Here is a 24573-nt window from a genome sequence, read left to right as displayed (position 1 = left end):
AACTGCCCTGACTTTGCCGCTTGAAGCTTGCGGCTCGTAGCTGCTGCTAGCCATAGCGACCGGTGATGTAGTCTTCGGTCTGCTTCTTCGCCGGATTGGTGAACAGGGTGTCGGTATCGCCAAATTCCACCAGTTTGCCCATGTACATGAACGCGGTGTAGTCGGAAACCCGCGCCGCCTGCTGCATGTTGTGGGTCACGATGACGATGGTGAACTTGGATTTCAGTTCGTAGATCAGCTCTTCGACTTTCAGCGTGGAGATCGGGTCGAGTGCCGAGCAGGGTTCATCGAGCAGCAACACTTCCGGTTCAACGGCAATGGTGCGGGCGATCACCAGACGTTGCTGCTGACCACCGGACAGGCCCAGTGCCGACTCGTGCAGGCGGTCCTTGACCTCATCCCACAGTGCCGCGCCCTTGAGTGCCCACTCGACAGCTTCGTCGAGCACGCGCTTCTTGTTGATGCCCTGGATGCGCAGGCCGTAAACCACGTTTTCGTAGATGGTTTTCGGGAACGGGTTGGGCTTCTGAAACACCATGCCGACGCGACGACGCAGCTCGGCCACGTCTTCGCCCTTGCGGTAGATGTTGTTGCCGTACAGGTTGATCTCGCCTTCGACGCGGCAGCCATCCACCAGGTCGTTCATGCGGTTGAAAGTTCGCAGCAGTGTTGACTTGCCACAGCCGGACGGGCCGATGAAGGCGGTCACGCGCTGCTTCGGGATGTTCATGCTGACGTCGTACAGCGCTTGTTTTTCGCCGTAGAACAGGCTCAGGCCCGGCACTTCGATGGCTACGGTTTCCTGCTCGAGGTTCAGGCTCTGTTTGTCGCGACCCAGTGCCGACATGTTGATGCCGTGGGTATGTGCTTCGTGCTGCATGGGAGGCTCCCTGTGCTAACAAATTCGGTTCGGAACGCTGCTTATTGCAGTTCCCATCAATATTCCGGTGGACGCGGTCCAGTGTGGGAGCGGGCTTGCTCGCGAATAGGCCGGCACATTCAACATCAATGTTGCCTGACCCACCGCTTTCGCGAGCAAGCCCGCTCCCACATTGGAGATCAGCTGTCCAAAGCTTTGTACTTCTCGCGCAGGTGGTTGCGGATGTACACCGCCGACAGATTCAGCGTCGCGATCACCAGCACCAGCAGCAGCGCCGTGGCGTATACCAGCGGTCGTGCGGCTTCGACGTTCGGGCTCTGGAAGCCGACGTCATAGATGTGGAAGCCCAGGTGCATGATCTTCTGATCCAGGTGCAGGTACGGGTAGTTACCGTCCACTGGCAACGACGGCGCCAGTTTCACCACACCCACCAGCATCAGCGGCGCCACTTCACCCGCGGCACGAGCCACGGCGAGGATCATGCCGGTCATCATCGCCGGGCTGGCCATCGGCAATACGATCTTCCACAAGGTTTCAGCCTTGGTCGCGCCGAGGGCCAACGAGCCTTCACGCACGGTGCGAGGAATCCGTGCCAGGCCTTCTTCAGTGGCCACGATCACCACCGGCACTGCCAGCAGCGCCAAGGTCAGCGAAGCCCAGAGCAGACCCGGCGTGCCGAAGGTCGGCGCCGGCAAGGCTTCCGGGAAGAACAGACGGTCGAGCGAGCCACCCAGCACATAGACAAAGAAGCCCAGGCCGAACACCCCGTAAACGATGGCCGGGACACCTGCCAGGTTGTTCACCGCGATGCGGATCACCCGGGTCAGCGCGTTCTGCTTGGCGTATTCACGCAGGTACACCGCCGCCAACACACCGAACGGGGTCACGATCATCGCCATGATAAGGGTCATCATCACGGTGCCGAAAATGGCCGGGAAGATACCGCCCTCGGTGTTCGCTTCACGCGGGTCGTCGCTCAGGAACTCCCAGACTTTGCTGAAGTAGAAACCGATCTTGGTGGTCGTGCTCATGGCGTTCGGCTGGTAGGCGTGAACCACTTTGCCGATACCGATTTCGATTTCCTTACCGTTCGCATCGCGGGCGGTCAGACTGTCGCGGTTGAACTGCGCATGCAGATCGTTCAGGCGCGCTTCAACATCCTGATAGCGGGCATTGAGTTCGGCGCGCTCCGATTCCATGTCCGCTTGTGCGGTGGCGTCGAGCTTGCCATCCAGCTCCAGCTTGCGACCGTGCAAGCGGACGCGCTCGAGACCGGCGTTGATCGCGCCGATGTCGGTTTTTTCCAGGCTCTTGAGCTGTGCGGCCAGCTTGTTGACGCGGTCGACACGGGCCTGCAACTCAGGCCATGCGGCTTCGCCTTCAGCGACAACCTTGCCGTCCTGTTTGACGTTGACCAGGTAACCGTAGAAGTTGCCCCACTCACGTCGCTCGATCGCCATCAGCTCCGGCGGCGTCGTCTGGTTGGTCAGCCACTCGCCGACGACCCAGGTGAAGTCGTTGCCGTTCAGGTCACGGTTGCCGACCTTGATCAGCTCGCGGGTCATGAACTCCGGGCCCTGCTCAGGCACCGGCAGGCCGGCACTCTTCAGGCGGGCACGGGGTACTTCTTCCTTCTGTACCACTTCACCAATGACCAGGTGCTGGCCCTGGCCCGGTACGTCGTAGCTGGCGTGGATCAGGTCCGCCGGCCAGAAGTGACCCAGGCCGCGCACGGCAATCACTGCCAGCAGGCCAATGGTCATGATGACCGCGATGGACACCGCGCCACCGCTGATCCAGACGCCGGGGGCGCCGCTCTTGAACCATCCTTTCAGGGAGTTCTGTTTCACAGACTTCTACCTTTCTTAAAGCGACGAGTATTTCTTGCGCAGACGCTGACGAATCAGTTCTGCGAGGGTGTTCATGACGAAGGTGAACAACAGCAGCACCAGCGCCGAGAGAAACAGCACGCGGTAGTGGCTGCCGCCGACTTCCGACTCGGGCATTTCCACCGCAACGTTGGCCGCCAAGGTGCGCAGGCCTTCGAACAGGTTCATTTCCATGACCGGGGTGTTACCGGTGGCCATCAGCACGATCATGGTTTCACCGACCGCACGGCCCATGCCGATCATCAGCGCCGAGAAGATGCCCGGGCTCGCGGTAAGGATCACCACGCGAGTCATGGTCTGCCACGGCGTGGCACCGAGGGCCAGGGAACCCAGGGTCAGGCCACGAGGCACGCTGAACACGGCGTCTTCGGCGATGGAATAGATGTTCGGGATGACCGCGAAGCCCATGGCCAGGCCGACCACCAGAGCGTTGCGCTGGTCGTAGGTGATGCCCAGGTCGTGGGAGATCCACATGCGCATGTCGCCGCCGAAGAACCAGTTCTCCATGAACGGACTCATGTACAGCGACAGCCAGCCCACAAACAGGATCACCGGAATCAGCAGCGCACTTTCCCAACCGTCCGGGACTTTCAGGCGGATCGACTCAGGCAGGCGGCTGAAGGTGAAACCGGCGACCAGGATGCCGATCGGCAGCAGCATCAGCAGGCTGAAGATGCCCGGCAAGTGTCCTTCAACATAAGGTGCGAGGAACAGACCGGCGAAGAAGCCGAGGATCACCGTCGGCATCGCTTCCATCAATTCGATCACCGGCTTGACCTTGCGGCGCATGCCCGGAGCCATGAAGTACGCGGTGTAGATCGCAGCGGCAACGGCCAGTGGAGCGGCCAGCAGCATGGCGTAGAACGCGGCTTTCAGGGTACCGAAAGTCAGCGGCGACAGGCTCAGCTTGGGTTCGAAGTCGGTGTTGGCGGCGGTCGATTGCCAGACGTATTTAGGCTCGTCGTAGTTCTCGTACCAGACTTTGCTCCACAGCGCGCTCCACGAGACTTCCGGGTGCGGGTTGTCCAGCAGCAGCGGGTGCAGCTTGCCGCCGGCCTCCACGATCACGCGGTTGGCGCGAGGTGACAGACCGAAAATGCCCTGGCCTTCGGCAACCGGCTCAACCAGCAAGGTGCGGTGGGCAGTACTGTGGAACACGCCGAGCTTGCCAGAAGCGTCAAGGGCAATGAAGCCCTTGCGGCGCTCTTCGGCAGTGATTTCAACGATAGGCGTGGTGCCCATCTGGAAGGTGCGGATCTGCTTCAGGCGTTGTTCGCCATCCGGATCGCGGGCCATGAACCACTGGGCCAGGCCACCCTTAGAGTCGCCGATGATCAGCGAGATGCCGCCCACCAGCTGGGTGCTGGCGGTGACTTGCGCTTCACCGTCTTCAAGCAATTTGTAGCGACCGTTGAGGCTCTTGTCGCGCAGGCTGAATACGTCAGCCTGGGCACGCCCGTTGATCACGTACAGCCACTGCTGACGCGGGTCGACAAAGATGTTCTTCACCGGCTCGTTCATCTGCGGCAGGTCGATGCGCTTCTGCTCGTTGGTGACTTCGCCGGTCATCATGTTCTCTTCGCTGGTCAGCGACAGAACGTTGAGTTGCGAACCGGTGGCGCCCACCAGCATCAGGGTCGAATCGTTGGCGTTGAGGCTGACGTGCTCCAGCGCACCGCCGGCTTCGTTCACCGCGATTGGCGTTTCGCCGTACGGGTATTCGACCGCTGGCGAGATGGTCTTCTTGCCTTCCGGGTAGCCGACTTTATAGGTGTGACGGAACACCAGTGCCTGACCGTTGGACAGACCAACAGCCACCAGCGGATGACCTGGCTGGTCTTCACCGATGGAGGTCACGGTGGTGCCAGCCGGAACCGGCAAATCGACGCGCTTGAGTTCGGCGCCACTGTCGATGTCGAAGAACAATGCCTGGCCCTTGTCGGAAACCCGCATCGCCACCTGATTCTGCTCTTCCAGGGAGATCATCAGCGGCTTGCCGGCGTCTTGCATCCAGGCTGGAACGATCGCATCTTTCGCAGTCAGGCTGGCACCCTGGAACAACGGCGCAACCACGTAGGCGAGGAAGAAGAAGATCAGTGTGATGGCTGCCAGCACCGCCAGGCCGCCGATGAGGACGTACCAGCGGGTGAAGCGATCCTTGAGCGCGCGGATGCGGCGCTTGCGTTGTAGCTCAGGCGTATTGAAGTCAATTCGCTTGGGGGGATTAGTAGTCATTGTGGAATTGGCCAGATCATTCATTCGCACACCCTAGCGATCCTGTATGACAGAAAGATGACAGTGCAGTGACGCAACAAATCCGCCGCTGGTGGTAACCAGCAGTGGATCGGGAATTTGGGGGTTGTGTAGGAGCCGTCGAGGGAACCGAGGCTCCTACACAGGAATCCGGGATTACCCCCGGATTCAGGGTTTTACTTTTTTGCGACTTCAGCGCCGCCTTCCTGCAGACCCAGGTCAGCCAGTGCTTTTGCAGCAACCTTGGCTGGCAGTGGGATGTAACCGTCTTTCACTACAACTTCCTGGCCCTGTTTCGACAGAACCAGTTTCACGAACTCGGCTTCCAGCGGGGCCAAAGGCTTGTTCGGGGCTTTGTTGACGTATACGTACAGGAAGCGGGACAGCGGGTACTTGCCGTTCAGGGCGTTTTCTTCGGTGTCTTCGATGAAGTCCTGGCTGCCTTTCTTGGCCAGGGCCACAGTCTTCACGCTAGCGGTCTTGTAACCGATACCCGAGTAACCGATACCGTTCAGCGAGGAGCTGATCGACTGCACGACCGAAGCCGAACCTGGCTGCTCGTTCACGTTAGGCTTGTAGTCGCCTTTGCACAGGGCTTCTTCCTTGAAGTAGCCGTAGGTGCCGGATACCGAGTTACGACCGAACAGTTGAACCGGCTTGTTGGCCAGGTCGCCGGTCACGCCCAGGTCGCCCCAGGTTTTCACGTCGGTTTTAGCGCCGCACAGACGAGTGGACGAGAAGATCGCGTCGACTTGTTCCATGGTCAGGTGCTGGATCGGGTTGTCCTTGTGTACGAATACCGCCAGGGCGTCCACGGCAACCGGGATTGCGGTTGGCTTGTAGCCGTACTTCTGTTCGAAGGCAGCCAGTTCGGTGTCCTTCATCTTGCGGCTCATCGGGCCCAGGTTGGAGGTGCCTTCAGTCAGCGCAGGTGGCGCGGTGGCGGAACCAGCGGCCTGAATCTGGATGTTTACGTTCGGGTATTCTTTCTTGTAGTTCTCAGCCCAGAGGGTCATGAGGTTGGCCAGGGTATCGGAGCCGACGCTGGACAGGTTGCCCGACACACCAGTGGTCTTGGTGTAGCTCGGGATAGCAGGGTCAACAGCGGCAACCGCGTTGGCAGTCGCAACGCCAGCAGCGACAAAAGTCATTGCCGCCATCAAACGCTTCAGTTTCATGCCTTACTCCTAGCAGATAGGGTGTGTTAAGTCGGGGCCAAGTATCAGCAGGCCGTGTGAACACTCTATGGCTGAAATATGACAATTGGATGAAAGGCCAGTATTCCATCAGGAAGCCTGGCCTTCGGTGTGTAACTTCAGATGTAAATGGATGCTCGCAAAGCACACATTCCCTGTAGGAGCTGCCGCAAGCTGCGATCTTCCGGCGCTAGCCGATACCTGTGATTAGCGACCCTTCTTCCAGAGATACGCCCCCACCAGAATCCCGACCCCGCACAGCACCGCCACGTAGTAGGCCGGCCCCATGGGGCTTTCCTTGAGCAGCAGACTGACGATCATCGGCGTCAGACCACCGAAAATGGCGTAGGCCACGTTGTAGGAGAACGACAGACCACTGAAGCGCACCACCGGCGGGAACGCCTTGACCATCACGTACGGCACCGCACCGATGGTGCCGACCAACAGACCGGTCAGCGCATACATGGGGAACAGCCAGTCCGGATGGTCGGCCAGGCTGTGGTAGAAGGTCCAGGAGCTGGCCAGCAACGCGGCGCAGCCCAGGACGAAGACTCGCCCCGCACCGAAGCGATCCGCCAGCGCGCCGGCGATGATGCAGCCAAAGCTCAGGAACACGATCGCCAGGCTGTTCGCCTGCAGGGACGTGGTTGGCGAGAAGTGATAGACCGTCTGCAACACAGTCGGGGTCATCAGGATCAACACCACGATGGCGGCCGACAGCAGCCAGGTCAGCAACATCGAAATGGCGATGGCACCGCGATGATCACGCAGCACCGCGCGCAGCGGCACCTCTTCGGCCAGGGCCTTGCGCTGTTGCAGCTCGGCGAACACCGGGGTTTCGTGCAGCCAGCGACGCAGGTATACCGAGAACAGTCCAAACACGCCGCCCAGCAGGAATGGGATCCGCCAAGCGTAATCCGACACTTCCACCGGGGTATAGAGGCCGTTGATCGCCGTGGCGACCAGCGAGCCGAGCAGGATGCCCGCCGTCAGACCGCTGGTCAGGGTGCCACAGGCGTAGCCGATATGACGCTGCGGCACGTGTTCGGAAACGAAGACCCATGCCCCCGGCACCTCACCGCCAATGGCCGCGCCCTGGATCACCCGCATCAGCAGCAACAGGATCGGTGCCCACATGCCGATCTGCGCATAGGTCGGCAACAAACCCATGATCAGGGTCGGCACGGCCATCATGAAAATGCTCAGGGTGAACATTTTCTTGCGGCCCAGCAGGTCGCCGAAATGCGCCATCACGATGCCGCCTAACGGCCGTGCCAGGTAGCCGGCGGCGAAGATGCCGAAGGTCTGCATCAGGCGTAGCCACTCAGGCATGTCCGCCGGGAAGAACAGCTTGCCCACCACCGTGGCGAAGAACACGAAGATGATGAAGTCGTAGAACTCCAGCGCACCGCCCAGGGCAGATAGCGATAGAGTCTTGTAGTCGTTGCGGGTCAGCGGACGTGTGGGTTGTTCTGGCTGCGCGATGCTCGAGGGCGCTGTGGTCATGGCAAGGGCTTCTCTTATAGTCGGATCTGCAACCTCAACAACGCTGGTTGAGGCCTGGGCAGGTCCGGCACGATAGCAAATTGTTCGAAAAAGCACATAGAGGTGCGCTTTTGATGGTCAAAATGAGAACCGGACGGTCGTCGCGGAGTCTACCGACCGATATACTCGCAGCCTTGCTCCGGTTTTTGAGGGGTTGCTGTGCGAAAACGCCTCTCAGGTTCATAGGCGATTTCGCAGAGTTTCCCTTTAGACGCCTTATGGAAAACGTGACGAACGTAGTATGTTCGGTGCTGAATCGTTTTTCCCGAAGACGGCTACCACCAGCAATACCAACGAAGAGTCACGGGTCAGAGGCACCCCCGGCATGATAGAGCTCGAACAAGAAGATCCGATCCCGCAAGGCGACCTGGCCCTGCAAATCACTGCACTCCCTCGCGAAACCAACGGCTTTGGCGACATATTCGGCGGCTGGCTGGTGGCGCAAATGGATTTGGCAGGCACCGCGATGGCCAGCAAGGTCGCCGGTGGGCGCGTTGCCACCGTTGCCATCGACCGTATGGCATTTCTGGTTCCGGTGGCGGTGGGCGCTCAGCTTTCCTTTTATACCCAGGCCCTGGAAATCGGCCGCAGCTCGATCAAGATGATGGTCGAGGTCTGGAGCGACGATCCACTGTCCAGCGAGTGGCGTAAAGTAACCGAAGCGGTGTTTGTGTTCGTTGCCATCGACGGCAGCGGTCGTACCCGCTCGGTTCCGCCCAGAGCTCGATAAAGAGTTTCTAAACCTGGTAGCCGTTTTGCGGTCGATAGTCGTCCACGTTACTGATCGAGAGCTGTCCCATGAGCACGCCCAATGTTGAAGCCGTAAAACTGGATGAACTGAACTGCTGGCGCATCCGCCACGGTCAGGCCGAATTACTGGTGGCCCAGCAAGGTGCGCACATCCTCAGCTATCAGCTGGCCGGCCAGCCGCCGCTGATCTGGCTCAACGACGAGGCCGTGTTCAAGACCGGCAAGAGCATCCGTGCCGGCGTGCCGGTGTGCTGGCCGTGGTTCGGAGTCTTCGACCGCAACCCGCAAAGTGTCAAGGCGATGCGTGTCAGCAATGACGCGCCGTCGGCTCACGGCTTCGTGCGAGCGATGGATTGGGAACTGGGTGGCATCGAAGCCGAAGGCGAAAGCCTTAAGGTCGAATTCCTCCTGCCCTACCCCGAAGGCGGCTTTCCCGGCTGGCCGCACCAGGTGGATTTGACCCTGACCATTCGCCTCGACGAGCAATTGCACATCCAGCTGACCAGCCACAACCGGGGCACCGATACCGTCAGCATCAGCCAGGCGCTGCACAGTTACTTTGCAGTCAGCGATGTACGCGAGGTACACGTCGAAGGTGTGGACGGCCTCGACTACATCGAAACCCTGGACAACTGGAAAACCGTCACCCAGACCGGGGATCTGCATTTTACCGGCGAGACCGACCGCATCTACCTCGACGCCCCGCCACAGTTGAGCATCGTCGATCCAGCCTGGGAACGGCGCATCGTACTGACCAGCAGCGGATCGCGCACGGCGGTGATCTGGAACCCGTGGATCGACCGCGCCGCTGCGTTCAGCGACATGGCCGACGACGGTTGGCAGCGCATGCTGTGCATCGAGACGGCGAACGTGATGGGCGATGTGGTGACGCTCGCAGCAGGTGCGAGCCACACTTTGGGTGTCAGCATCGGTAGCAAACCGCTTTAAGATCAAAAGATCGCAGCCTTCGGCAGCTCCTACAGGGATCGGTGTAGGAGCTGCCGAAGGCTGCGATCTTTTTGCTTCACTCGATTACAGATCCGATTCCGTCACCACCCGCACCTTCGCCGCATCCAGCGCATACGCCGCATCCGCCAGGTCATTGCTGACCTTCTCGATCTTCAGCGTGCCGGTCACCCACAGCGGCGTGTAGATATCATCCAGCTTCAAGCCCTTGGGATAACGCACCAGCACCAGTTGATTGGGTGGCGGTGGCGGCACGTGGATGCAGGCACCCGGGTATGGCACGAGGAAGAACAACGTACTGCGGCCCTTGGCGTCGGACTCCAGCGGCACTGGATAGCCGCCAATGCGGATGTTTCTGTCGTTCATTGACGCAACGGTCTTGGTCGAGTACATCACCGCCGGCAAGCCTTTGGCCTGCTTCATCCCGCCCTTGTCGGTGAAGGTGCCATTGGCTTCCGGGGAGTCGTGGTCGATTTCGGGCATGGCCTCGAGGGCCTTCTGGTCCGACTTGGGCATCAATTCAAGCCAGTCGGTCTCCGGCACTTCGCCGGCATGGGCAAGGCCCGTACCCAGTAAAACAAGAGTCAGCAAAAGACGGCGCATGAAAGTGCTCGGCAATGGGAAGAACAGGAAACGCCGAACATTCTAGCCCTCCCGACCGGCTTGGCGGAGAGGGCTTTGTCGCCTGGATCAGTTCTTTTTGATCAATCCGTAGATCACCAGCAACACAACGGCGCCCACCAGCGCCCCGATGAAGCCTGCACCTTGGCCAGCCTGATAGATACCCAGGGCCTGACCGCCATAGGTAGCCGCCAGCGAACCGCCGATACCGAGCAGGATCGTCATGATCCAGCCCATGCTGTCATCGCCCGGTTTCAGGAACCGAGCCAGCAGACCGACGATCAAGCCGATAAAGATGGTTCCGATAATTCCCATGGCATTCTCCTCTCAATGAAGTAGCTATCCGAAAGCCTAGTCAGACTTTCGCAACCTGCCATGAGAGAACGGCGCAACCCGAAGGTTCCGCCATTGCCAGAGAAAACTATTCGGCGATCAGTGCTTGGACCTTGAGAATCTGGGCCGCCAGCGTCTCGCGGTCTGCACAACGAAGGTTGGCGTGACCGACCTTGCGGCCGACCTTGAACGCCTTGCCATAGTGATGCAGATGGCAATCGGCGATGTTCAGGACCTTCTCGGTCTCTGGCACTGTGCCGATGAAGTTGAGCATCGCGCTTTCGCCGACCTTGGCCGTCGAACCCAACGGCAGACCGGCAACGGCCCGCAGGTGGTTTTCGAACTGGCTGCACTCGGCGCCTTCGGTGGTCCAGTGCCCGGAGTTGTGCACGCGCGGGGCGATTTCGTTGGCCTTGAGACCACCGTCGACTTCGAAGAACTCGAACGCCATCACGCCGACGTAATCCAGCTGCTTGAGCACACGGCTGGAGTAGTCTTCGGCCAGGGCTTGCAACGGGTGATCGGTGCTGGCCACGGACAGCTTGAGGATGCCGCTTTCGTGGGTGTTGTGCACCAACGGGTAGAAGCGGGTTTCACCGTCGCGAGCACGCACGGCGATCAGCGAGACTTCACCGGTGAACGACACGAAGCCTTCCAGCAGGCAGGCCACGCTACCCAGCTCGGCGAAGGTGCCGACCACATCTTCAGGGGTACGCAGGACTTTCTGGCCCTTGCCGTCGTAACCCAGGGTACGGGTCTTGAGCACCGCCGGCAGGCCGATGGAGGCCACAGCGGCGTCCAGGTCGGCCTGGGACTGGATGTCAGCGAACGCCGGGGTAGGAATCCCCAGGTCCTTGAACATGCTCTTCTCGAACCAGCGGTCACGGGCGATGCGCAAGGCTTCGGCGCTCGGGTAGACCGGGACGAATTGCGAGAGGAACGCGACGGTTTCCGCCGGAACGCTTTCGAACTCGAAGGTCACCAGATCGACTTCATCGGCCAGCTGGCGCAGGTGATCCTGATCGCCGTAGTCGGCTCGCAGGTGTTCGCCCAACGCGGCTGCGCAAGCATCCGGCGCCGGGTCCAGAAAAGCGAAGTTCATGCCCAGCGGAGTGCCCGCCAACGCCAACATACGACCCAACTGGCCGCCACCGATTACACCGATCTTCATCGTCAACAACCTCAGGCGATGCGTGGGTCTGGATTTTCCAGGACGCTGTCTGTCTGCTCAGCACGGAAGGTTTTCAGCACCGCATGGAACTGCGGGTGCTTGGCGCCAAGGATACTCGCCGACAGCAGCGCTGCGTTGATCGCACCGGCCTTGCCGATGGCCAGGGTGGCAACCGGAATGCCTGCCGGCATCTGCACAATGGAAAGCAGCGAATCAACGCCCGAAAGCATTGCGGACTGAACGGGTACGCCCAGCACTGGCAAGTGGGTCTTGGCTGCACACATGCCTGGCAAGTGGGCCGCGCCACCGGCACCGGCGATGATCACCTCGATGCCCCGTGCTTCGGCCTCTTCGGCGTACTGGAACAGCAGGTCCGGGGTGCGGTGGGCAGAAACCACTTTCACCTCGTAAGGGATGCCGAGCTTTTCCAGCATATCGGCGGTGTGGCTAAGGGTGGACCAATCGGACTTGGAGCCCATGATCACGCCAACCAGTGCACTCATCGTCGTGCCTCTTCTCTCTGGGCGCCCGCAGGCGCATCAAAAAACAACAAGCCACGCAGGATGCGTGGCTTGATTGTACGAATTATGGCCAGTCGCAACCGGCCGAAGGCCGCGCAGTATACCTCAATGAAGCAGATAAACAGCCCCTGTTGCGACCATCTGTCATGCCGTCGAAAAACCCATGCTTCTTGACTATAAAGTCAACCATGACATCCCTGCATATCGCGGGGTGCTTGATTCTTTACTTCAACAAACTTCGTATAACTTTCATAATCTTTAGTTGCCAACCTATTAAATTTATAAAACATTAAAAAACAAACCATGACTAGTTAAAAACATCTAAAAAGCTTAAATTCAAGTCGCAGTAAGAATTAAATTAAACAGGGAGTTTAATAGAAATGAAAAAACCCATCACCATAATGGTCATTATTCACAGCGAGCTACAGGATTATCAAAAGAACAAGTTATACACCGACTATTTTGCCTGGCTGAAAACCGAACTTGAGCTCATCTCTGGACGTGAAGTCGTGATTTTAATGTATCACCAGGACGAGGCTCCGCATCTGGCAGAATACAGTTACAAGAACGAGGATAGTTCGGTAGCACTGAAAGGCTGGATAAATCTGTTACACGACTTGTACTCGAAAATTTCCAACAGGGATCGTGATGAAGCGAACCTCACCAAATTTCTCTTGCTGACCCGAGACAGCATCAACGAAAAGCTAGGCGGACTTCTCGGCGGGTTAGGCGGAATAGCCATGTTCAAAGGTCACTGTGCAATTGCGTCGATCATCTCTTACCGAATTCCCGCACATGAAATTGGTCATATGTTTGGCGCCACCCACGAAGACAGTGAGGTGATCTATGACGGATGGTGGCGTGACACCATCATGCTCACCGATGAGTTCTCCGGAGTACGTGGAAACGTTTACCGCTTCAGCGACAAGAACAGGGAAAACATTCGCGAATATCTCAATCGCTTTCCATAAGTTCAGGTTGCCTAGGGAAAGTTGCCACAAACATTCTCACGAAGCCGAACCCGCCGCCCCACCTTCCAACTTGCGCCACAACAACCGCACATTAGCCTTGCGCACCAGTGCGCAGCGGTACAAGCGAATCTCCAGCGGCACGTGCCATTGCGGGCCGCCGCAGACCACCAGTTCACCGCGCGCCAGTTCGGCGCGCACACTGAGTTGCGGCACCCAGGCAATGCCCAGGCCTTCCAGGGCCATGCTTTTCAGGCTGTCGGCCATGGCGGTTTCGTAGATCGTGGTGAAACGCAGCGCTCGTTGGCGCAGCAGCACGTTCACCGAGCGGCCGAGAAATGCCCCGGCGCTATATGCCAGCAGCGGTACGCTGGCTTCGCCTTCCAGATCGAACAACGGCTTGCCGTCGGCGTCTGCCGCGCAGACCGGCAGCATTTCGGTGTGGCCAAGGTGCAGGGAGGGGAAGATTTCCGGGTCCATCTGCATCGCGGCGTCCGGATCGTAGAAGGCCAGCATCAGATCGCAACCGCCTTCGCGCAAGGCATGCACCGCGTCGCCGACGTTGGTTGCCACCAGTCGCGTGGCGATGTTCAAGCCTTCGTTGCGCAACTGGGCAATCCACCGCGGAAAGAAACCGAGCGCCAGGGAGTGTGCGGCAGCGACCTGCATCACTTCGCCCTGCCCGCCTTCCAGATGATGCAGATGGCGCAATACTTCGCCGAGCTGCTCGACCACGGTGCGTGCGGTAACCAGAAACAATTGTCCCGCCGCCGTCAGTTCGATCGGCGTGCGCGAACGGTTGACCAAGGTCAGCCCCAGCGCCGCCTCCAGGCTGCGGATTCGCCGGCTGAACGCCGGTTGCGTCACGAAGCGCCGTTCGGCTGCCTGGGAGAAGCTGCGGGTGGCAGCCAGGGCACTAAAGTCCTCCAGCCATTTGCTTTCCAGATTCATCACGTCCTCCCGGACACGCACCAATTTAGGTCACACGCTCGCCGTCAAGCCGACGTCACACGGGCATTATGCCGAATGTGCATAGGCTAGTGTTTAACAGCATTGGCCCAAAATCCTGCACAAGCCTAGCATTCACAGCGTTCCGGCACAGCCCGGGTCCATATTGAGATGATTTCTATCATGTCCTCCGCTGCATCATTCCGCACAGAAAATGACCTGCTTGGCGCTCTCGAAGTACCGGCTCAAGCGTATTACGGTATCCAGACCCTGCGAGCGGTGAATAACTTCCGCCTTTCGGGCGTTCCGATTTCGCACTACCCGAAACTGGTTGTCGGTCTGGCCATGGTCAAACAGGCCGCTGCTGACGCCAACCGTGAGCTGGGTCACCTGAGCGAAGCCAAGCACGCTGCCATCAGCGAAGCCTGTGCACGTCTGATCCGCGGCGACTTCCACGAAGAGTTCGTGGTGGACATGATTCAAGGCGGCGCTGGCACTTCGACCAACATGAATGCCAACGAAGTGATCGCCAACATCGCGCTGGAGGCCATGGGTCACCAGAAAGGCGAGTACCAGTATCTGCACCCGAACGACGACGTGAACATGGCACAGTCGACCAACGACGCCTACCCGACGGCGATCCGTCTGGGTCTGTTGCTCGGTCACGACGCCCTGCTCGCCAGCCTCGACAGCCTGATTCAGGCGTTCGCGGCCAAGGGTGAAGAATTCAACCACGTCCTGAAGATGGGTCGAACCCAGCTGCAAGACGCCGTACCGATGACCCTGGGTCAAGAGTTCCGCGCGTTCGCCACCACCATGGGCGAAGACCTGGCCCGTCTGAAGACGCTGGCCCCGGAACTGCTGACTGAAGTGAACCTGGGCGGCACCGCGATCGGCACCGGCATCAACGCCGACCCGCGCTATCAGGCCTTGGCTGTACAACGCCTGGCCCTGATCAGCGGTCAGCCGCTGGTTCCGGCCGCCGACCTGATCGAAGCCACCTCCGACATGGGCGCCTTCGTGCTGTTCTCCGGCATGCTCAAGCGTACTGCGGTCAAGCTGTCGAAGATCTGCAACGACCTGCGCCTGCTATCCAGCGGCCCACGCACCGGCATCAACGAAATCAACCTGCCAGCGCGTCAGCCAGGCAGCTCGATTATGCCCGGCAAGGTCAACCCGGTTATTCCGGAAGCCGTTAACCAGGTGGCCTTCCAAGTCATCGGTAACGATCTGGCGCTGACCATGGCGGCCGAAGGCGGCCAGCTGCAACTGAACGTGATGGAACCGCTGATCGCTTTCAAGATCCTCGATTCGATCCGCCTGCTGCAACGCGCCATGGACATGCTGCGCGAGCACTGCATCGTCGGCATCACCGCCAACGAAGCCCGCTGCCGTGAACTGGTCGAACACTCGATCGGTCTGGTCACCGCACTGAACCCGTACATCGGCTACAAAAACGCCACCCGCATCGCCCGTATCGCCCTTGAAAGCGGCCGCGGCGTGCTGGAACTGGTGCGCGAAGAAGGTCTGCTCGACGAAGCCATGCTCGCCGACATCCTGCGCCCGGAAAACATGATTGCTCCGCGCCTGGTGCCCCTGAAGGCCTAACCCGACGCGTTACTTGTAGCACCGCTCACCAGGTCGAGGGACTAGACACCTCTCACCTTTTGAGGGCTTGGAGATCATTCTCCAGGCCCTTTTTTTTAAGAAGCGAAAAGATCGCAGCCTGCGGCAGCTCCTACATTTGAAATGCGGTCCCTGTAAGAGCTGCCGCAGGCTGCGATCTTTTGATCTTGCACCACAACCGTGCAGACGGACGGCACTGTCATCGGTATAGTGCCGCCCCTCTTCGCGTGAGCGGTCGTCGGTAGCGAGGCCGCAACCCATGCGAAACCCGAACTAATAACAAACCCGCGATATGAAACCGGGACGAACTTCGAACCGCCCGTTGTGCCGTGCGCCCACCGGTGTAACTCGATGTGTCTGCCTGGCAAGCATTTGCCAACACAAAAAACAGCGAGGAATAATCCATGCTCGAAGTCATTAACGACTTCCTCTCAGGGAAAGTACTGATCGTGCTCATTGTCGGGCTCGGTAGCTACTTCACGATCCGCTCGCGTTTCGTTCAACTGCGTCACTTCTTCCACATGTTCGCGGTGTTCCGCGACAGCCTCAAAAGCAGCGCCGGGCAACTCAGTTCATTCCAGGCCCTGATGCTCAGCCTCGCCGGCCGTGTCGGCGCGGGCAACATTGCCGGTGTCGGCATTGCCGTGACACTCGGTGGACCTGGCGCGGTGTTCTGGATGTGGGTGACCGCACTGGTCGGCATGTCCAGCAGCTTCTTCGAATGCTCCCTCGGTCAGTTGTACAAACGCACCGACTCCGACGGCACCTACCGTGGCGGCCCGTCCTACTACATCCAGCACGGTCTGCAGAAACGCTGGCTGGGCATGCTCATGGCGTTCCTGTTGCTGGTGACGTTCGGCTTCGCCTTCAACGGCCTGCAAGCCCACGCCGTGACTCATTCGCTGAACAACGCGTTCGGCCTCGACACCACTTACACCGGCATCGGTCTGGCCGTGCTGCTGGGTCTGGTATTCATCGGCGGGATCAAGCGCATCGCCAAGGTTGCCGACCTGTTGGTACCGGTGAAAACCCTGGTGTATATCGGCGTGACCATCTACGTGATCGTGCTGCAATTCGACCAGGTACCAGACATGCTGATGACCATCGTCAAGAGCGCCTTCGGTCTGGACCAGGCCTTCGGCGGCCTGATCGGCAGCGCCATCGTCATGGGCGTGAAACGTGGCGTGTTCGCCAACGAAGCAGGCCTGGGTAGCGCGCCGAACGTGGCGGCTGTGGCGGCGGTCGAGCACCCGGTGGCGCAAGGCGTGGTTCAAGCGTTCAGCGTGTTCCTCGACACCTTCGTGATCTGCACCTGCACCGCATTGCTGATCCTGCTTTCGGGCTTCTACACCCCGGGCTTCGAAGGCGACGGCATTGCCCTGACCCAGAACTCCCTGGCCGCCGTGGTCGGTGACTGGGGCCGGATGTTCATCTCCGTGGCCCTGGCGTTGTTCGTGTTCACCTCGATCCTCTACAACTACTACCTGGGCGAGAGCAACCTGCGCTTTCTGATTGGTGAGAACCGCAAGGCGCTGATGGGCTATCGCGCGCTGGTATTGGTGCTGATCTTCTGGGGCGCCATCGAAAACCTCGGTACCGTATTTGCCTTCGCCGACATCACCATGACCATGCTCGCGTTCGTCAACCTGATCGCGCTGTTCCTGCTGTTCAAGGTCGGCATGCGCATCCTGCGTGACTACGATGATCAGCGCGCCGCCGGCATCACCACTCCGGTATTCGACTCAAGCAAATTCCCGGATCTGGATCTGGACCTGAAAGCCTGGCCAGCTAACCCGCCAGCACCCGCCGCCAAGGCTGAAGCTGCTCCGGCAGGCGTGACCGCAGCGCAACGCTGATCGGAAAAAAACCGGGCGCATCCCCTGCGCCCGACGTGACACAGCTCGCGACCGGCGTCATGCTCGGAAACAAGCTGTAATCGTTTTTGGAGAACCGCCCATGAATGCCCCGACCTACCCTGCTGCCCAGCACGTCATGGTGCTCTACACCGGCGGCACCATCGGCATGCAGGCCAGCACCCACGGCCTGGCGCCAGCGTCCGGTTTTGAAGAGCGGATGCGCGAATACCTGCACAGCCAGCCCGAACTTGTCGTGCCGCAGTGGCGTTTTCGCGAGATGTCGCCGCTGATCGACAGTGCCAACATGACCCCGACGTACTGGCAGCAGCTGCGTGAGGCGGTGGTCGATGCGGTGGATGTTCAAGGCTGCGACAGCGTGCTGATCCTACATGGCACCGACACGCTGGCCTACAGTGCCGCAGCCATGAGCTTCCAGTTGCTCGGCCTGCATGCCCGCGTGTGTTTTACCGGTTCCATGCTGCCTGCCGGTGTCACCGACAGCGACGCCTGGGAGAACCTCGGCGGCGCGCTGGTTGCACTGGGGGAGGGCCTCGCGCCGGGTGTGCATCTGTACTTCCACGGCGAACTGCTGGACCCGACCCGTTGTGCCAAGGTTCGCAGTTTTGGCCGTCATCCGTTCAAGCGTCTGGAGCGTCAGGGCGGTGGTGTGAAAGCCTCTTCGCTGCCAACAGCGTTGAATTACAACCAGGCAAAACAACTGGAGAAGGTTGCCGTGCTGCCACTGTTCCCTGGCATCGCTGCCGAGATCCTCGATGGTCTGCTCGACAGCGGCATTCAAGGTCTGGTGCTGGAGTGCTACGGCAGCGGCACCGGGCCGAGCGACAACCCGGATTTCCTCGCCAGCCTCGGCCGTGCGCGGGACAAGGGCGTGGTGGTGGTGGCAGTCACGCAATGCCACGAAGGCGGGGTTGAACTGGACGTCTATGAGGCCGGCAGTCGCTTGCGCGGTGTCGGTGTGCTGTCCGGTGGCGGCATGACCCGTGAAGCGGCATTCGGCAAGTTGCATGGGTTGCTGGGGGCGGGGCTTGAAACGGACGAAGTCCGTCGGCTTGTCGAACTAGACCTTTGCGGCGAGTTGAGCTGACACCTCGTCCTCCCTGTGGGAGCGAGCCTGCTCGCGATAGCGGTCTTCCATTCACATTGATGTGACTGACCCACCGTCATCGCGAGCAGGCTCGCTCCCACAGGTCCTTCACCCGGCATGTAACTTGCTGCCTTCCAGCCATCCCCAAGGCTGGAAGTCCTCATGCTCCACTCCCACCTCACCACCCTCAACGCGGTCTCCCTGGTACTCGATGCCTTCAAGGCACAAGGCTTGTCCAGCGAAGCGCTGCTGGCCGGCAGCGGCATCAGTGCGGCGGATCTGAACCGGGCCGACACGCGCATCACCACCAATCAAGAAATGCAGGTGTGTGCCAACGCCGTTGCCCTCAAGCACGACATCGGCCTGGAACTGGGTCGGCGGATGCACGTTTCCTGCTACGGCATGCTCGGTTACGCCCTGCTCACCAGTGCCACCTTCGGTGACGCATTGCGCCTGGCGATACGCTATCCGGCGCTGCTGGGAACACTTTTCGAGCTGAGCCTGGAGGACGACGGCGAGCGCATCTGGTTCGCTGCCGCCGATTACCGCGAGAGCCCGGCCATGGCGGTGTTCAACGCCGAGTTCTGCCTTGTGTCGCTGAAAGTCACCTGCGACGACCTGCTTGGCCATCCCCTGCCCTTGCTCGGCGCACGCTTCGAACATACCGCGCCCGACTACGAGCCGAGCTACGCCGAACACTTCAACTGCCCGCTGGATTTCGGGGCGCGCAACAATGCCTTCGCCTTCGACAAACGCTGGCTCGACCAGCCGTTGCCGCTGGCCGATGTCATCACCCATCAAGCCATGGCCGAGCGCTGCCGCAAACAGAACATCGAGTTCACCGGGCGTCAGGCATGGCTCGGACGGATCCGCCAATTGCTCAGCGCGCAATTGAATGCGGCGCCGGGGCTGGAGGGCCTGGCCGAACAGATGAATTGCTCGGCGCGAACCTTGCGTCGGCATCTCAAGGACATGGGCTGCAGTTATCAGGAGTTGCTCGACGAACTGCGCTTCGAACAGGCCAAGCAAATGCTGTGTGAGGATCAATTGCCGATCTACCAGATTGCCGAGGCGCTGGGCTTCAGCGAGACCGCGAGTTTTCGCCATGCGTTCGTGCGCTGGAGCGGTGTGGCACCCAGCCAGTTTCGACCTTGATCCGGCCTTAGTAGGAGCTGCCGAAGGCTGCGATCTTTTGATCTTCAAAGGGGCGAATTTCGGTCAAATGTTTTGGCCATATCGATCCCCTTTTGGCCTTTCCTGCCGTTCTCCGAAATCGTCCGTGCCGCAAGACTGTGTTCAACCGAATCAGCCTGCGGAGAACAACAAAATGCTGACGATCTACTCGAACGATCACCACCTGCACCACGGCCGTTGTGAATTGATAGACGGGCAACTCAAGCCCTGCTTCGAAATGCCTTCACGTGCCGACCACGTGCTGGCACGGGTGAAAAATCAAAATCTCGGCCCTGTCGAAGCGCCGAAGGATTTCGGCCTCGGACCGATCGAACGCATCCACAGCCGCGACTACCTCGACTTCTTCAAAGGCGCCTGGGCACGCTGGACCGAGTTCAACACCGACGGTGACTTGCTGCCCTACACCTGGCCAGCCCGCACCCTGCGCCGGATCAAACCCGCCAGCCTGCATGGCGAACTCGGTTACTACAGCTTCGATGGCGGCGCCCCGATCACCGCCGGTACCTGGCAGGCGGCGTACAGCGCAGCGCAAGTCGCCCTCACCGCCCAGGCGGAAATCCAGCGCGGCGCCCGTTCGGCCTTCGCCCTGTGCCGTCCACCGGGACACCACGCTGCCAGCGATTTGATGGGGGGTTATTGCTACCTCAACAACGCGGCCATTGCCGCCCAGGCTTTCCTTGATCAGGGCTACAAAAAGGTCGCGATCCTCGACGTCGATTACCACCACGGCAACGGCACACAGTCGATCTTTTACGAGCGCAGCGATGTGCTGTTCACTTCGATCCATGGCCACCCGGAAGCCGAATTTCCGTTCTTCCTCGGCTATGAAGACGAATTGGGCGAAGGCCCCGGCGAGGGCTTCAACTTCAACTATCCTCTGGCCGCCGGTTCGGGCTGGGACACCTGGAGCGCGGCGCTGGAACAGGCCTGCAAAGAGATCGAAAGCTACGGCGCCGACATCGTCGTGGTCTCCCTGGGCGTCGACACGTTCAAGGACGACCCCATCTCGCAATTCAAACTCGACAGCCCGGATTACCTGGCCATGGGCAAGCGCATTGCGGCTCTCGGCAAACCGACGCTGTTCGTGATGGAAGGCGGCTACGCGGTAGAAGAAATCGGCATCAACGCCGTGAACGTTCTCGAAGGTTTCGAAAGCGCCCAATGAGGATTAGAACAATGACAAGACTCAAGCGTTTGATCGTTCCAGCCCTGGGCGCCCTGGTGCTCAGTGGCGTTGCCCATGCTGAAGAACGAACGTTGCGTGTCTACAACTGGTTCGACTACATCACCCCCAAGGCCCTGGAAGACTTCAAGGCCCAGAACAGCCAGACCAAACTGGTCTACGACATTTTCGACACCAACGAAGCACTGGAGGCCAAGTTGCTGACCGGCAACTCCGGCTACGACGTGGTGGTGCCGTCCAACGTGTTCCTCGCCAAGCAGATCGAAGCCGGCGTGTTCCAGCCACTGGACCGCAGCAAGTTGCCGAACTGGAACCACCTCGATCCCAAGCTGATGAAGCTGATCGAAGCCAACGACCCAGGCAACAAATTCGCCGTGCCGTACATGTACGGGACCATCCTGATCGGCTTCAATCCGGACAAGGTCAAGGCCGTGCTCGGCGACAACGCACCAGTGGACAGCTGGGACCTGATCTTCAAGGAAGAGAACATCAGCAAGCTCAAGCAGTGCGGCGTCGCCCTGCTCGACTCGCCCTCGGAGATCTTGCCGCTGGCCCTGCAACACCTCGGCCTCGACCCCAACAGCAAAAAGCCGGCGGACTACGACAAGGCTGAAGCGCTGCTGATGAAGATCCGCCCGTACATCACCTACTTCCACTCATCGAAGTACATGGCCGACATTGCCAACGGTGACATCTGCGTCGCGGTCGGTTATTCCGGCAGCTTCTCGCAAGCCGCCAACCGCGCCAAAGAAGCCAAGAACGGTGTGATCGTCGACATGCGCTTGCCGAAGGAAGGCGCACCGATCTGGTTCGACATGCTCGCAATACCCAAGGGCGCGAAGAATCCGGAAGACGCCTACACCTTCATCAACTACCTGCTGCAACCCCAGGTGATTGCACCGGTCAGTGACTTCGTTGGTTACCCGAACCCGAACAAGGACGCCACGGAAATGGTCGACCCGGCGATCCGCAACAACCCGAACCTGTACCCGACCGACACGGCAATGAGCACGCTCTACACCCTGCAACCGTTGCCGCGCGATGCCGAACGTGCGCGGACCCGAGCCTGGACCAAGATCAAGTCCGGCACCTGACAACCGTCTGGTTTGCACCCTCACCAGGACCTGCGCTCGCGCAGGTCTTTTTTTGCCCGCGATATTTATTTACCGCCAACCGCGCTTTGCCCGCCACTACTTTGCAACGGATTGCGCACCGACCCTTCGACGGTGCCTGCCGCCTCACAAAGGATGTGACCATGACCGACGTTTCCAGCCCTCCCGCCCTACCCGGCCTCCCAGCCGATCAGGATGCCCTGCTCACCCAATTGGTGGCCGGGCCGACAATCAGGGAGGTTGCCACCCATGCACTGCAACCGGCGTTGAAAACGCTATACCCGCAGCTGTCGATCGACCCGCGACTGGCGATAGTGGTGACGCCGACCTGGACGCTGCACGGGCAGCGCGTCGTCGCCGGGCCACGACACTTCGAATCACTGACCGACACCCTTGTGCGCCACGGTGTCGCGAAAACACCAGTGGTGTACCTGGATGGCGAGCACTACCTCACCCTGCAACCGCTGGAGCCGACACCGGCACAACTGCCTGTCAGCATCGAAGCCATCGGGCGCCTGCTCAATGAGTTGGCGCCACTGCTGTTCGACGCGTTTCAAGAGCAGCAGGTCGACTACTGGAACCAGTTCACCGCCCCCTCGACCCCGCGCTGGCAGGGCCTGTCCCACTCGCTGCGCGAACTGTGGAACATCCAGACCCAGCCGAACTGGCAGAACGACCAGTCTGCGATGGCCCGCAACCTTTTCGCCTACCCGGACAACAGCACGCGCATGAACCACGACCCCTACCGATCCCGCGCCTGCCTGATCGATCTGGACTACAGGAATGAGGGTGTCTCGACTCACCTCAACACCCTGGACATGGCGGTATTGATCGGAACGCTGGGCAGCCGCACGTTGATCCTCAGCCACACAATCACCCAGGGCTTCCAGACCTACGAGTCGCTAGAGGAGCTGGGCAAGTCCCTGCTGACTTACACCAACGGGCAAGTACCCGGTGATACCTTGCAATGGCGCCTGGTTGAACCAACGGGCAACTTTTTCGACCACTTGGCGTGCACCCTGATCGCCCTGCAAGCGGACTCGATTGCCGCGCTGGCAAACGAGTCCGCAGACGAAAACCCCGACCTTGCGCCTCACATCAGCCGCACCAACAACGAGCTAAACCCATCGGACAAACAGATGCCCTCGCGCTTCAACCTGGTCGAACAGGCGCTGCCGGACTGGATGGCCAACGCGTCATCCGGCGATCTCACCGCGTACAGCCGTCACCTGATGGATCTGGTAACCGTACAGAACCAGAACGCCGGGCAGTCCTTCCAGGACGGTATAAAACCGATCCGCGAATTCGCCCTCGATCAACTGCGTGAGGCCATGCTCGCCGAGCATTCCGAGGCCACTGGCTTGCAACTGGCGGACATCGAGATCGTGATCGACAGCGTCGTGGTCTGGGGCAGCTTTGTACCGCCGGTGGAGCCTGAGCGCACTACGCTGAGCCTGGTCGAGCTGGCACTGCAAAACCTGATCGCCCTGCCACCGGGAAACAAATCCGTACGCAGTACCGGCACCACGGAGCTGCCGGGCTGGCTGACGCTCAGCTACCTGGAAGCATTGATCGTCAGCGTCAACATCGGTCAAACCTATCCGACGCTGATCAAAAGCAAACTGCTCGACGATCCCCTTGAAAGCCTGCGTCGTCAAAACCTGTTCACCAGCCGACTGCGCGTCGAGTTACCGCTGCTGGCCTTGCAGCAAAAAATCCGGACTCAGGGCGGGATCGATGAGCTGGGTTACCGCTACGTCGCAGCCGTGGTTCAGGTTCTCGACACCAATCGCTGGGTCGACAGCCAGGAGATCGTCATTCGCCCACTGGCGTTCAGCCCCGCCTGGCGCCTGGGATCATCCACGGACGAAGTGAGTAACATGTTCGTGATCGGGCCGCGCCAGATGGACAAGGGACCCTGCCTGCTCTATCGGCCGTTGCTCGACCCTCCCCTGATCCAGTACCCGACGCCGGCCAACCTGATCTATGCCATCCGGCACGCTCCGAAACTGCGCCAATCCGTGCTCGCCTGGCTGCCGGACAGGGTTCGCGCCAATTACGCCAACTACGTGTTCACCGGCGAGCTGCCTTCGGTCTGGAGTGTCTCGCAACTGCTGGCCGACCCGCTGACGTCCCTGCAAATGAGCGGCCCGCTGACGTTAGGCTCGCGGGTCCTGGCCACCGACTACCTGGCCAACCTGTACAAGGCCAACGTCAATGCGCTGGTTGAGCTGGCACAACGGCAGTCGGTGTCCAACGCGCAGAGTCGCTGGGCAACGCTCAAGCAGGCAGCCTGGAAAATCCTCAACGGGGCACTGCCTTTTCTTGGTCGGACCGTCGGCACAGCGCGTGGATCTACCAGGTCCTCGATGACCTGCAACAGACCCTCGACGCGAACGAGGCCGGCAACGACGAACAACAGAAAACCGCCATCACCGACCTGTTGCTGACCTTGG

General features: G+C 60.1%; 20 protein-coding genes. 10 read left to right on the top strand and 10 right to left on the bottom strand.

The window, feature by feature from the left end; genetic code table 11:
* Window positions 1-46: 46 nt before the first annotated feature.
* The 5 genes from pstB to KW846_RS00960 form a co-directional block, all read right to left on the bottom strand.
* Window positions 47-880: a phosphate ABC transporter ATP-binding protein PstB gene (gene pstB / locus KW846_RS00980; protein WP_007971742.1), complete on the bottom strand. Its 834-nt coding sequence runs from the start codon at window positions 878-880 to the stop codon at window positions 47-49.
* Between the two features lie 179 nt (window positions 881-1059).
* Window positions 1060-2730 carry a phosphate ABC transporter permease PstA gene (gene pstA, locus KW846_RS00975; RefSeq protein WP_007971741.1) on the bottom strand — a complete coding sequence of 557 codons (1671 nt, stop codon included), beginning with the start codon at window positions 2728-2730 and terminating at the stop codon, window positions 1060-1062.
* A gap of 15 nt (window positions 2731-2745) precedes the next feature.
* Window positions 2746-4779 carry an ABC transporter permease subunit gene (locus KW846_RS00970; protein WP_218481312.1) on the bottom strand — a complete coding sequence of 678 codons (2034 nt, stop codon included), beginning with the start codon at window positions 4777-4779 and terminating at the stop codon, window positions 2746-2748.
* Between the two features lie 419 nt (window positions 4780-5198).
* A complete protein-coding gene (locus KW846_RS00965; protein WP_007971739.1) occupies window positions 5199-6200 on the bottom strand; it encodes a phosphate ABC transporter substrate-binding protein PstS in 1002 nt (333 codons plus the stop codon).
* Window positions 6201-6425: 225 nt separating this feature from the next.
* Window positions 6426-7724: an MFS transporter gene (locus KW846_RS00960; protein ID WP_218481041.1), complete on the bottom strand. Its 1299-nt coding sequence runs from the start codon at window positions 7722-7724 to the stop codon at window positions 6426-6428.
* A 364-nt stretch (window positions 7725-8088) separates the two neighbouring features.
* On the opposite strand from KW846_RS00960, the gene KW846_RS00955 reads away from it, so the two are divergent.
* Window positions 8089-8493 carry an acyl-CoA thioesterase gene (locus KW846_RS00955; RefSeq protein ID WP_007942704.1) on the top strand — a complete coding sequence of 135 codons (405 nt, stop codon included), beginning with the start codon at window positions 8089-8091 and terminating at the stop codon, window positions 8491-8493.
* A gap of 68 nt (window positions 8494-8561) precedes the next feature.
* A complete protein-coding gene (locus KW846_RS00950; RefSeq protein WP_218481033.1) occupies window positions 8562-9461 on the top strand; it encodes a D-hexose-6-phosphate mutarotase in 900 nt (299 codons plus the stop codon).
* 84 nt (window positions 9462-9545) lie between these two features.
* Here KW846_RS00950 and KW846_RS00945 read toward each other — a convergent pair whose 3' ends face one another.
* The 4 genes from KW846_RS00945 to purE all read right to left on the bottom strand — a co-directional run bounded on the left by KW846_RS00945 (window position 9546) and on the right by purE (window position 12107).
* Window positions 9546-10082 (bottom strand): DUF3299 domain-containing protein, encoded by a 537-nt coding sequence (locus KW846_RS00945; protein WP_218481032.1) that lies wholly within the window; start codon window positions 10080-10082, stop codon window positions 9546-9548.
* Window positions 10083-10169: 87 nt separating this feature from the next.
* Window positions 10170-10415 carry a GlsB/YeaQ/YmgE family stress response membrane protein gene (locus tag KW846_RS00940; protein WP_008030708.1) on the bottom strand — a complete coding sequence of 82 codons (246 nt, stop codon included), beginning with the start codon at window positions 10413-10415 and terminating at the stop codon, window positions 10170-10172.
* Window positions 10416-10521: 106 nt separating this feature from the next.
* Window positions 10522-11604: a 5-(carboxyamino)imidazole ribonucleotide synthase gene (locus KW846_RS00935; RefSeq protein ID WP_218481030.1), complete on the bottom strand. Its 1083-nt coding sequence runs from the start codon at window positions 11602-11604 to the stop codon at window positions 10522-10524.
* An 11-nt stretch (window positions 11605-11615) separates the two neighbouring features.
* On the bottom strand, window positions 11616-12107 hold the full coding sequence (gene purE / locus KW846_RS00930) for a 5-(carboxyamino)imidazole ribonucleotide mutase (RefSeq protein WP_007971731.1): 492 nt from the start codon (window positions 12105-12107) through the stop codon (window positions 11616-11618).
* A 398-nt stretch (window positions 12108-12505) separates the two neighbouring features.
* Between purE and KW846_RS00925 the strand changes: the two genes are divergently transcribed.
* Window positions 12506-13096: a reprolysin-like metallopeptidase gene (locus KW846_RS00925; protein WP_218481028.1), complete on the top strand. Its 591-nt coding sequence runs from the start codon at window positions 12506-12508 to the stop codon at window positions 13094-13096.
* Between the two features lie 36 nt (window positions 13097-13132).
* Here the strand turns inward: KW846_RS00925 and KW846_RS00920 are convergent, their stop codons facing one another.
* The gene (locus tag KW846_RS00920) at window positions 13133-14044 is read right to left on the bottom strand and encodes a LysR substrate-binding domain-containing protein (protein ID WP_218481027.1); all 912 of its coding nucleotides are present in this window, start codon (window positions 14042-14044) and stop codon (window positions 13133-13135) included.
* 180 nt (window positions 14045-14224) lie between these two features.
* Between KW846_RS00920 and aspA the strand changes: the two genes are divergently transcribed.
* The 7 genes from aspA (at window position 14225) to KW846_RS29900 (ending at window position 24567) form a co-directional block, all read left to right on the top strand.
* Window positions 14225-15649: an aspartate ammonia-lyase gene (gene aspA, locus KW846_RS00915; protein ID WP_003229645.1), complete on the top strand. Its 1425-nt coding sequence runs from the start codon at window positions 14225-14227 to the stop codon at window positions 15647-15649.
* Window positions 15650-16071: 422 nt separating this feature from the next.
* Complete coding sequence (locus tag KW846_RS00910; RefSeq protein ID WP_218481025.1) at window positions 16072-17523, top strand: sodium:alanine symporter family protein; 1452 nt, start codon at window positions 16072-16074, stop codon at window positions 17521-17523.
* A 100-nt stretch (window positions 17524-17623) separates the two neighbouring features.
* Window positions 17624-18628, top strand: a complete 1005-nt coding sequence (locus KW846_RS00905) for an asparaginase (RefSeq protein WP_218481024.1) — start codon at window positions 17624-17626, stop codon at window positions 18626-18628.
* Between the two features lie 162 nt (window positions 18629-18790).
* Entirely contained in the window at window positions 18791-19783 is a 993-nt protein-coding gene (locus tag KW846_RS00900) for an AraC family transcriptional regulator (protein ID WP_218481022.1), read from the top strand.
* Window positions 19784-19955: 172 nt separating this feature from the next.
* Entirely contained in the window at window positions 19956-20987 is a 1032-nt protein-coding gene (locus tag KW846_RS00895; protein ID WP_218481020.1) for a histone deacetylase family protein, read from the top strand.
* A gap of 11 nt (window positions 20988-20998) precedes the next feature.
* The gene (locus KW846_RS00890) at window positions 20999-22099 is read left to right on the top strand and encodes a polyamine ABC transporter substrate-binding protein (RefSeq protein WP_218481015.1); all 1101 of its coding nucleotides are present in this window, start codon (window positions 20999-21001) and stop codon (window positions 22097-22099) included.
* A 161-nt stretch (window positions 22100-22260) separates the two neighbouring features.
* Window positions 22261-24567, top strand: a complete 2307-nt coding sequence (locus KW846_RS29900; protein WP_256356559.1) for a dermonecrotic toxin domain-containing protein — start codon at window positions 22261-22263, stop codon at window positions 24565-24567.
* The last annotated feature ends 6 nt before the right edge of the window (window positions 24568-24573 follow it).

The organism is Pseudomonas sp. PDM32 (genome assembly GCF_019219225.1).
GTDB lineage: Bacteria > Pseudomonadota > Gammaproteobacteria > Pseudomonadales > Pseudomonadaceae > Aquipseudomonas > Aquipseudomonas laurylsulfatiphila.
This window is presented reverse-complemented; position numbering and strand designations above follow the sequence as displayed.

What these genes read in the sequence shown, in the direction of transcription:
- pstB (WP_007971742.1), bottom strand. Translation starts at nt 880, where the DNA reads ATGCAGCACGAAGCACATACCCACGGCATCAACATGTCGGCACTGGGT.
- KW846_RS00970 (WP_218481312.1), bottom strand. Translation starts at nt 4,779, where the DNA reads ATGCAAGACGCCGGCAAGCCGCTGATGATCTCCCTGGAAGAGCAGAAT.
- KW846_RS00965 (WP_007971739.1), bottom strand. Translation starts at nt 6,200, where the DNA reads ATGAAACTGAAGCGTTTGATGGCGGCAATGACTTTTGTCGCTGCTGGC.
- KW846_RS00960 (WP_218481041.1), bottom strand. Translation starts at nt 7,724, where the DNA reads ATGACCACAGCGCCCTCGAGCATCGCGCAGCCAGAACAACCCACACGT.
- KW846_RS00955 (WP_007942704.1), top strand. Translation starts at nt 8,089, where the DNA reads ATGATAGAGCTCGAACAAGAAGATCCGATCCCGCAAGGCGACCTGGCC.
- KW846_RS00950 (WP_218481033.1), top strand. Translation starts at nt 8,562, where the DNA reads ATGAGCACGCCCAATGTTGAAGCCGTAAAACTGGATGAACTGAACTGC.
- KW846_RS00945 (WP_218481032.1), bottom strand. Translation starts at nt 10,082, where the DNA reads ATGCGCCGTCTTTTGCTGACTCTTGTTTTACTGGGTACGGGCCTTGCC.
- KW846_RS00940 (WP_008030708.1), bottom strand. Translation starts at nt 10,415, where the DNA reads ATGGGAATTATCGGAACCATCTTTATCGGCTTGATCGTCGGTCTGCTG.
- KW846_RS00935 (WP_218481030.1), bottom strand. Translation starts at nt 11,604, where the DNA reads ATGAAGATCGGTGTAATCGGTGGCGGCCAGTTGGGTCGTATGTTGGCG.
- purE (WP_007971731.1), bottom strand. Translation starts at nt 12,107, where the DNA reads ATGAGTGCACTGGTTGGCGTGATCATGGGCTCCAAGTCCGATTGGTCC.
- KW846_RS00925 (WP_218481028.1), top strand. Translation starts at nt 12,506, where the DNA reads ATGAAAAAACCCATCACCATAATGGTCATTATTCACAGCGAGCTACAG.
- KW846_RS00920 (WP_218481027.1), bottom strand. Translation starts at nt 14,044, where the DNA reads ATGAATCTGGAAAGCAAATGGCTGGAGGACTTTAGTGCCCTGGCTGCC.
- aspA (WP_003229645.1), top strand. Translation starts at nt 14,225, where the DNA reads ATGTCCTCCGCTGCATCATTCCGCACAGAAAATGACCTGCTTGGCGCT.
- KW846_RS00910 (WP_218481025.1), top strand. Translation starts at nt 16,072, where the DNA reads ATGCTCGAAGTCATTAACGACTTCCTCTCAGGGAAAGTACTGATCGTG.
- KW846_RS00905 (WP_218481024.1), top strand. Translation starts at nt 17,624, where the DNA reads ATGAATGCCCCGACCTACCCTGCTGCCCAGCACGTCATGGTGCTCTAC.
- KW846_RS00900 (WP_218481022.1), top strand. Translation starts at nt 18,791, where the DNA reads ATGCTCCACTCCCACCTCACCACCCTCAACGCGGTCTCCCTGGTACTC.
- KW846_RS00895 (WP_218481020.1), top strand. Translation starts at nt 19,956, where the DNA reads ATGCTGACGATCTACTCGAACGATCACCACCTGCACCACGGCCGTTGT.
- KW846_RS00890 (WP_218481015.1), top strand. Translation starts at nt 20,999, where the DNA reads ATGACAAGACTCAAGCGTTTGATCGTTCCAGCCCTGGGCGCCCTGGTG.
- KW846_RS29900 (WP_256356559.1), top strand. Translation starts at nt 22,261, where the DNA reads ATGACCGACGTTTCCAGCCCTCCCGCCCTACCCGGCCTCCCAGCCGAT.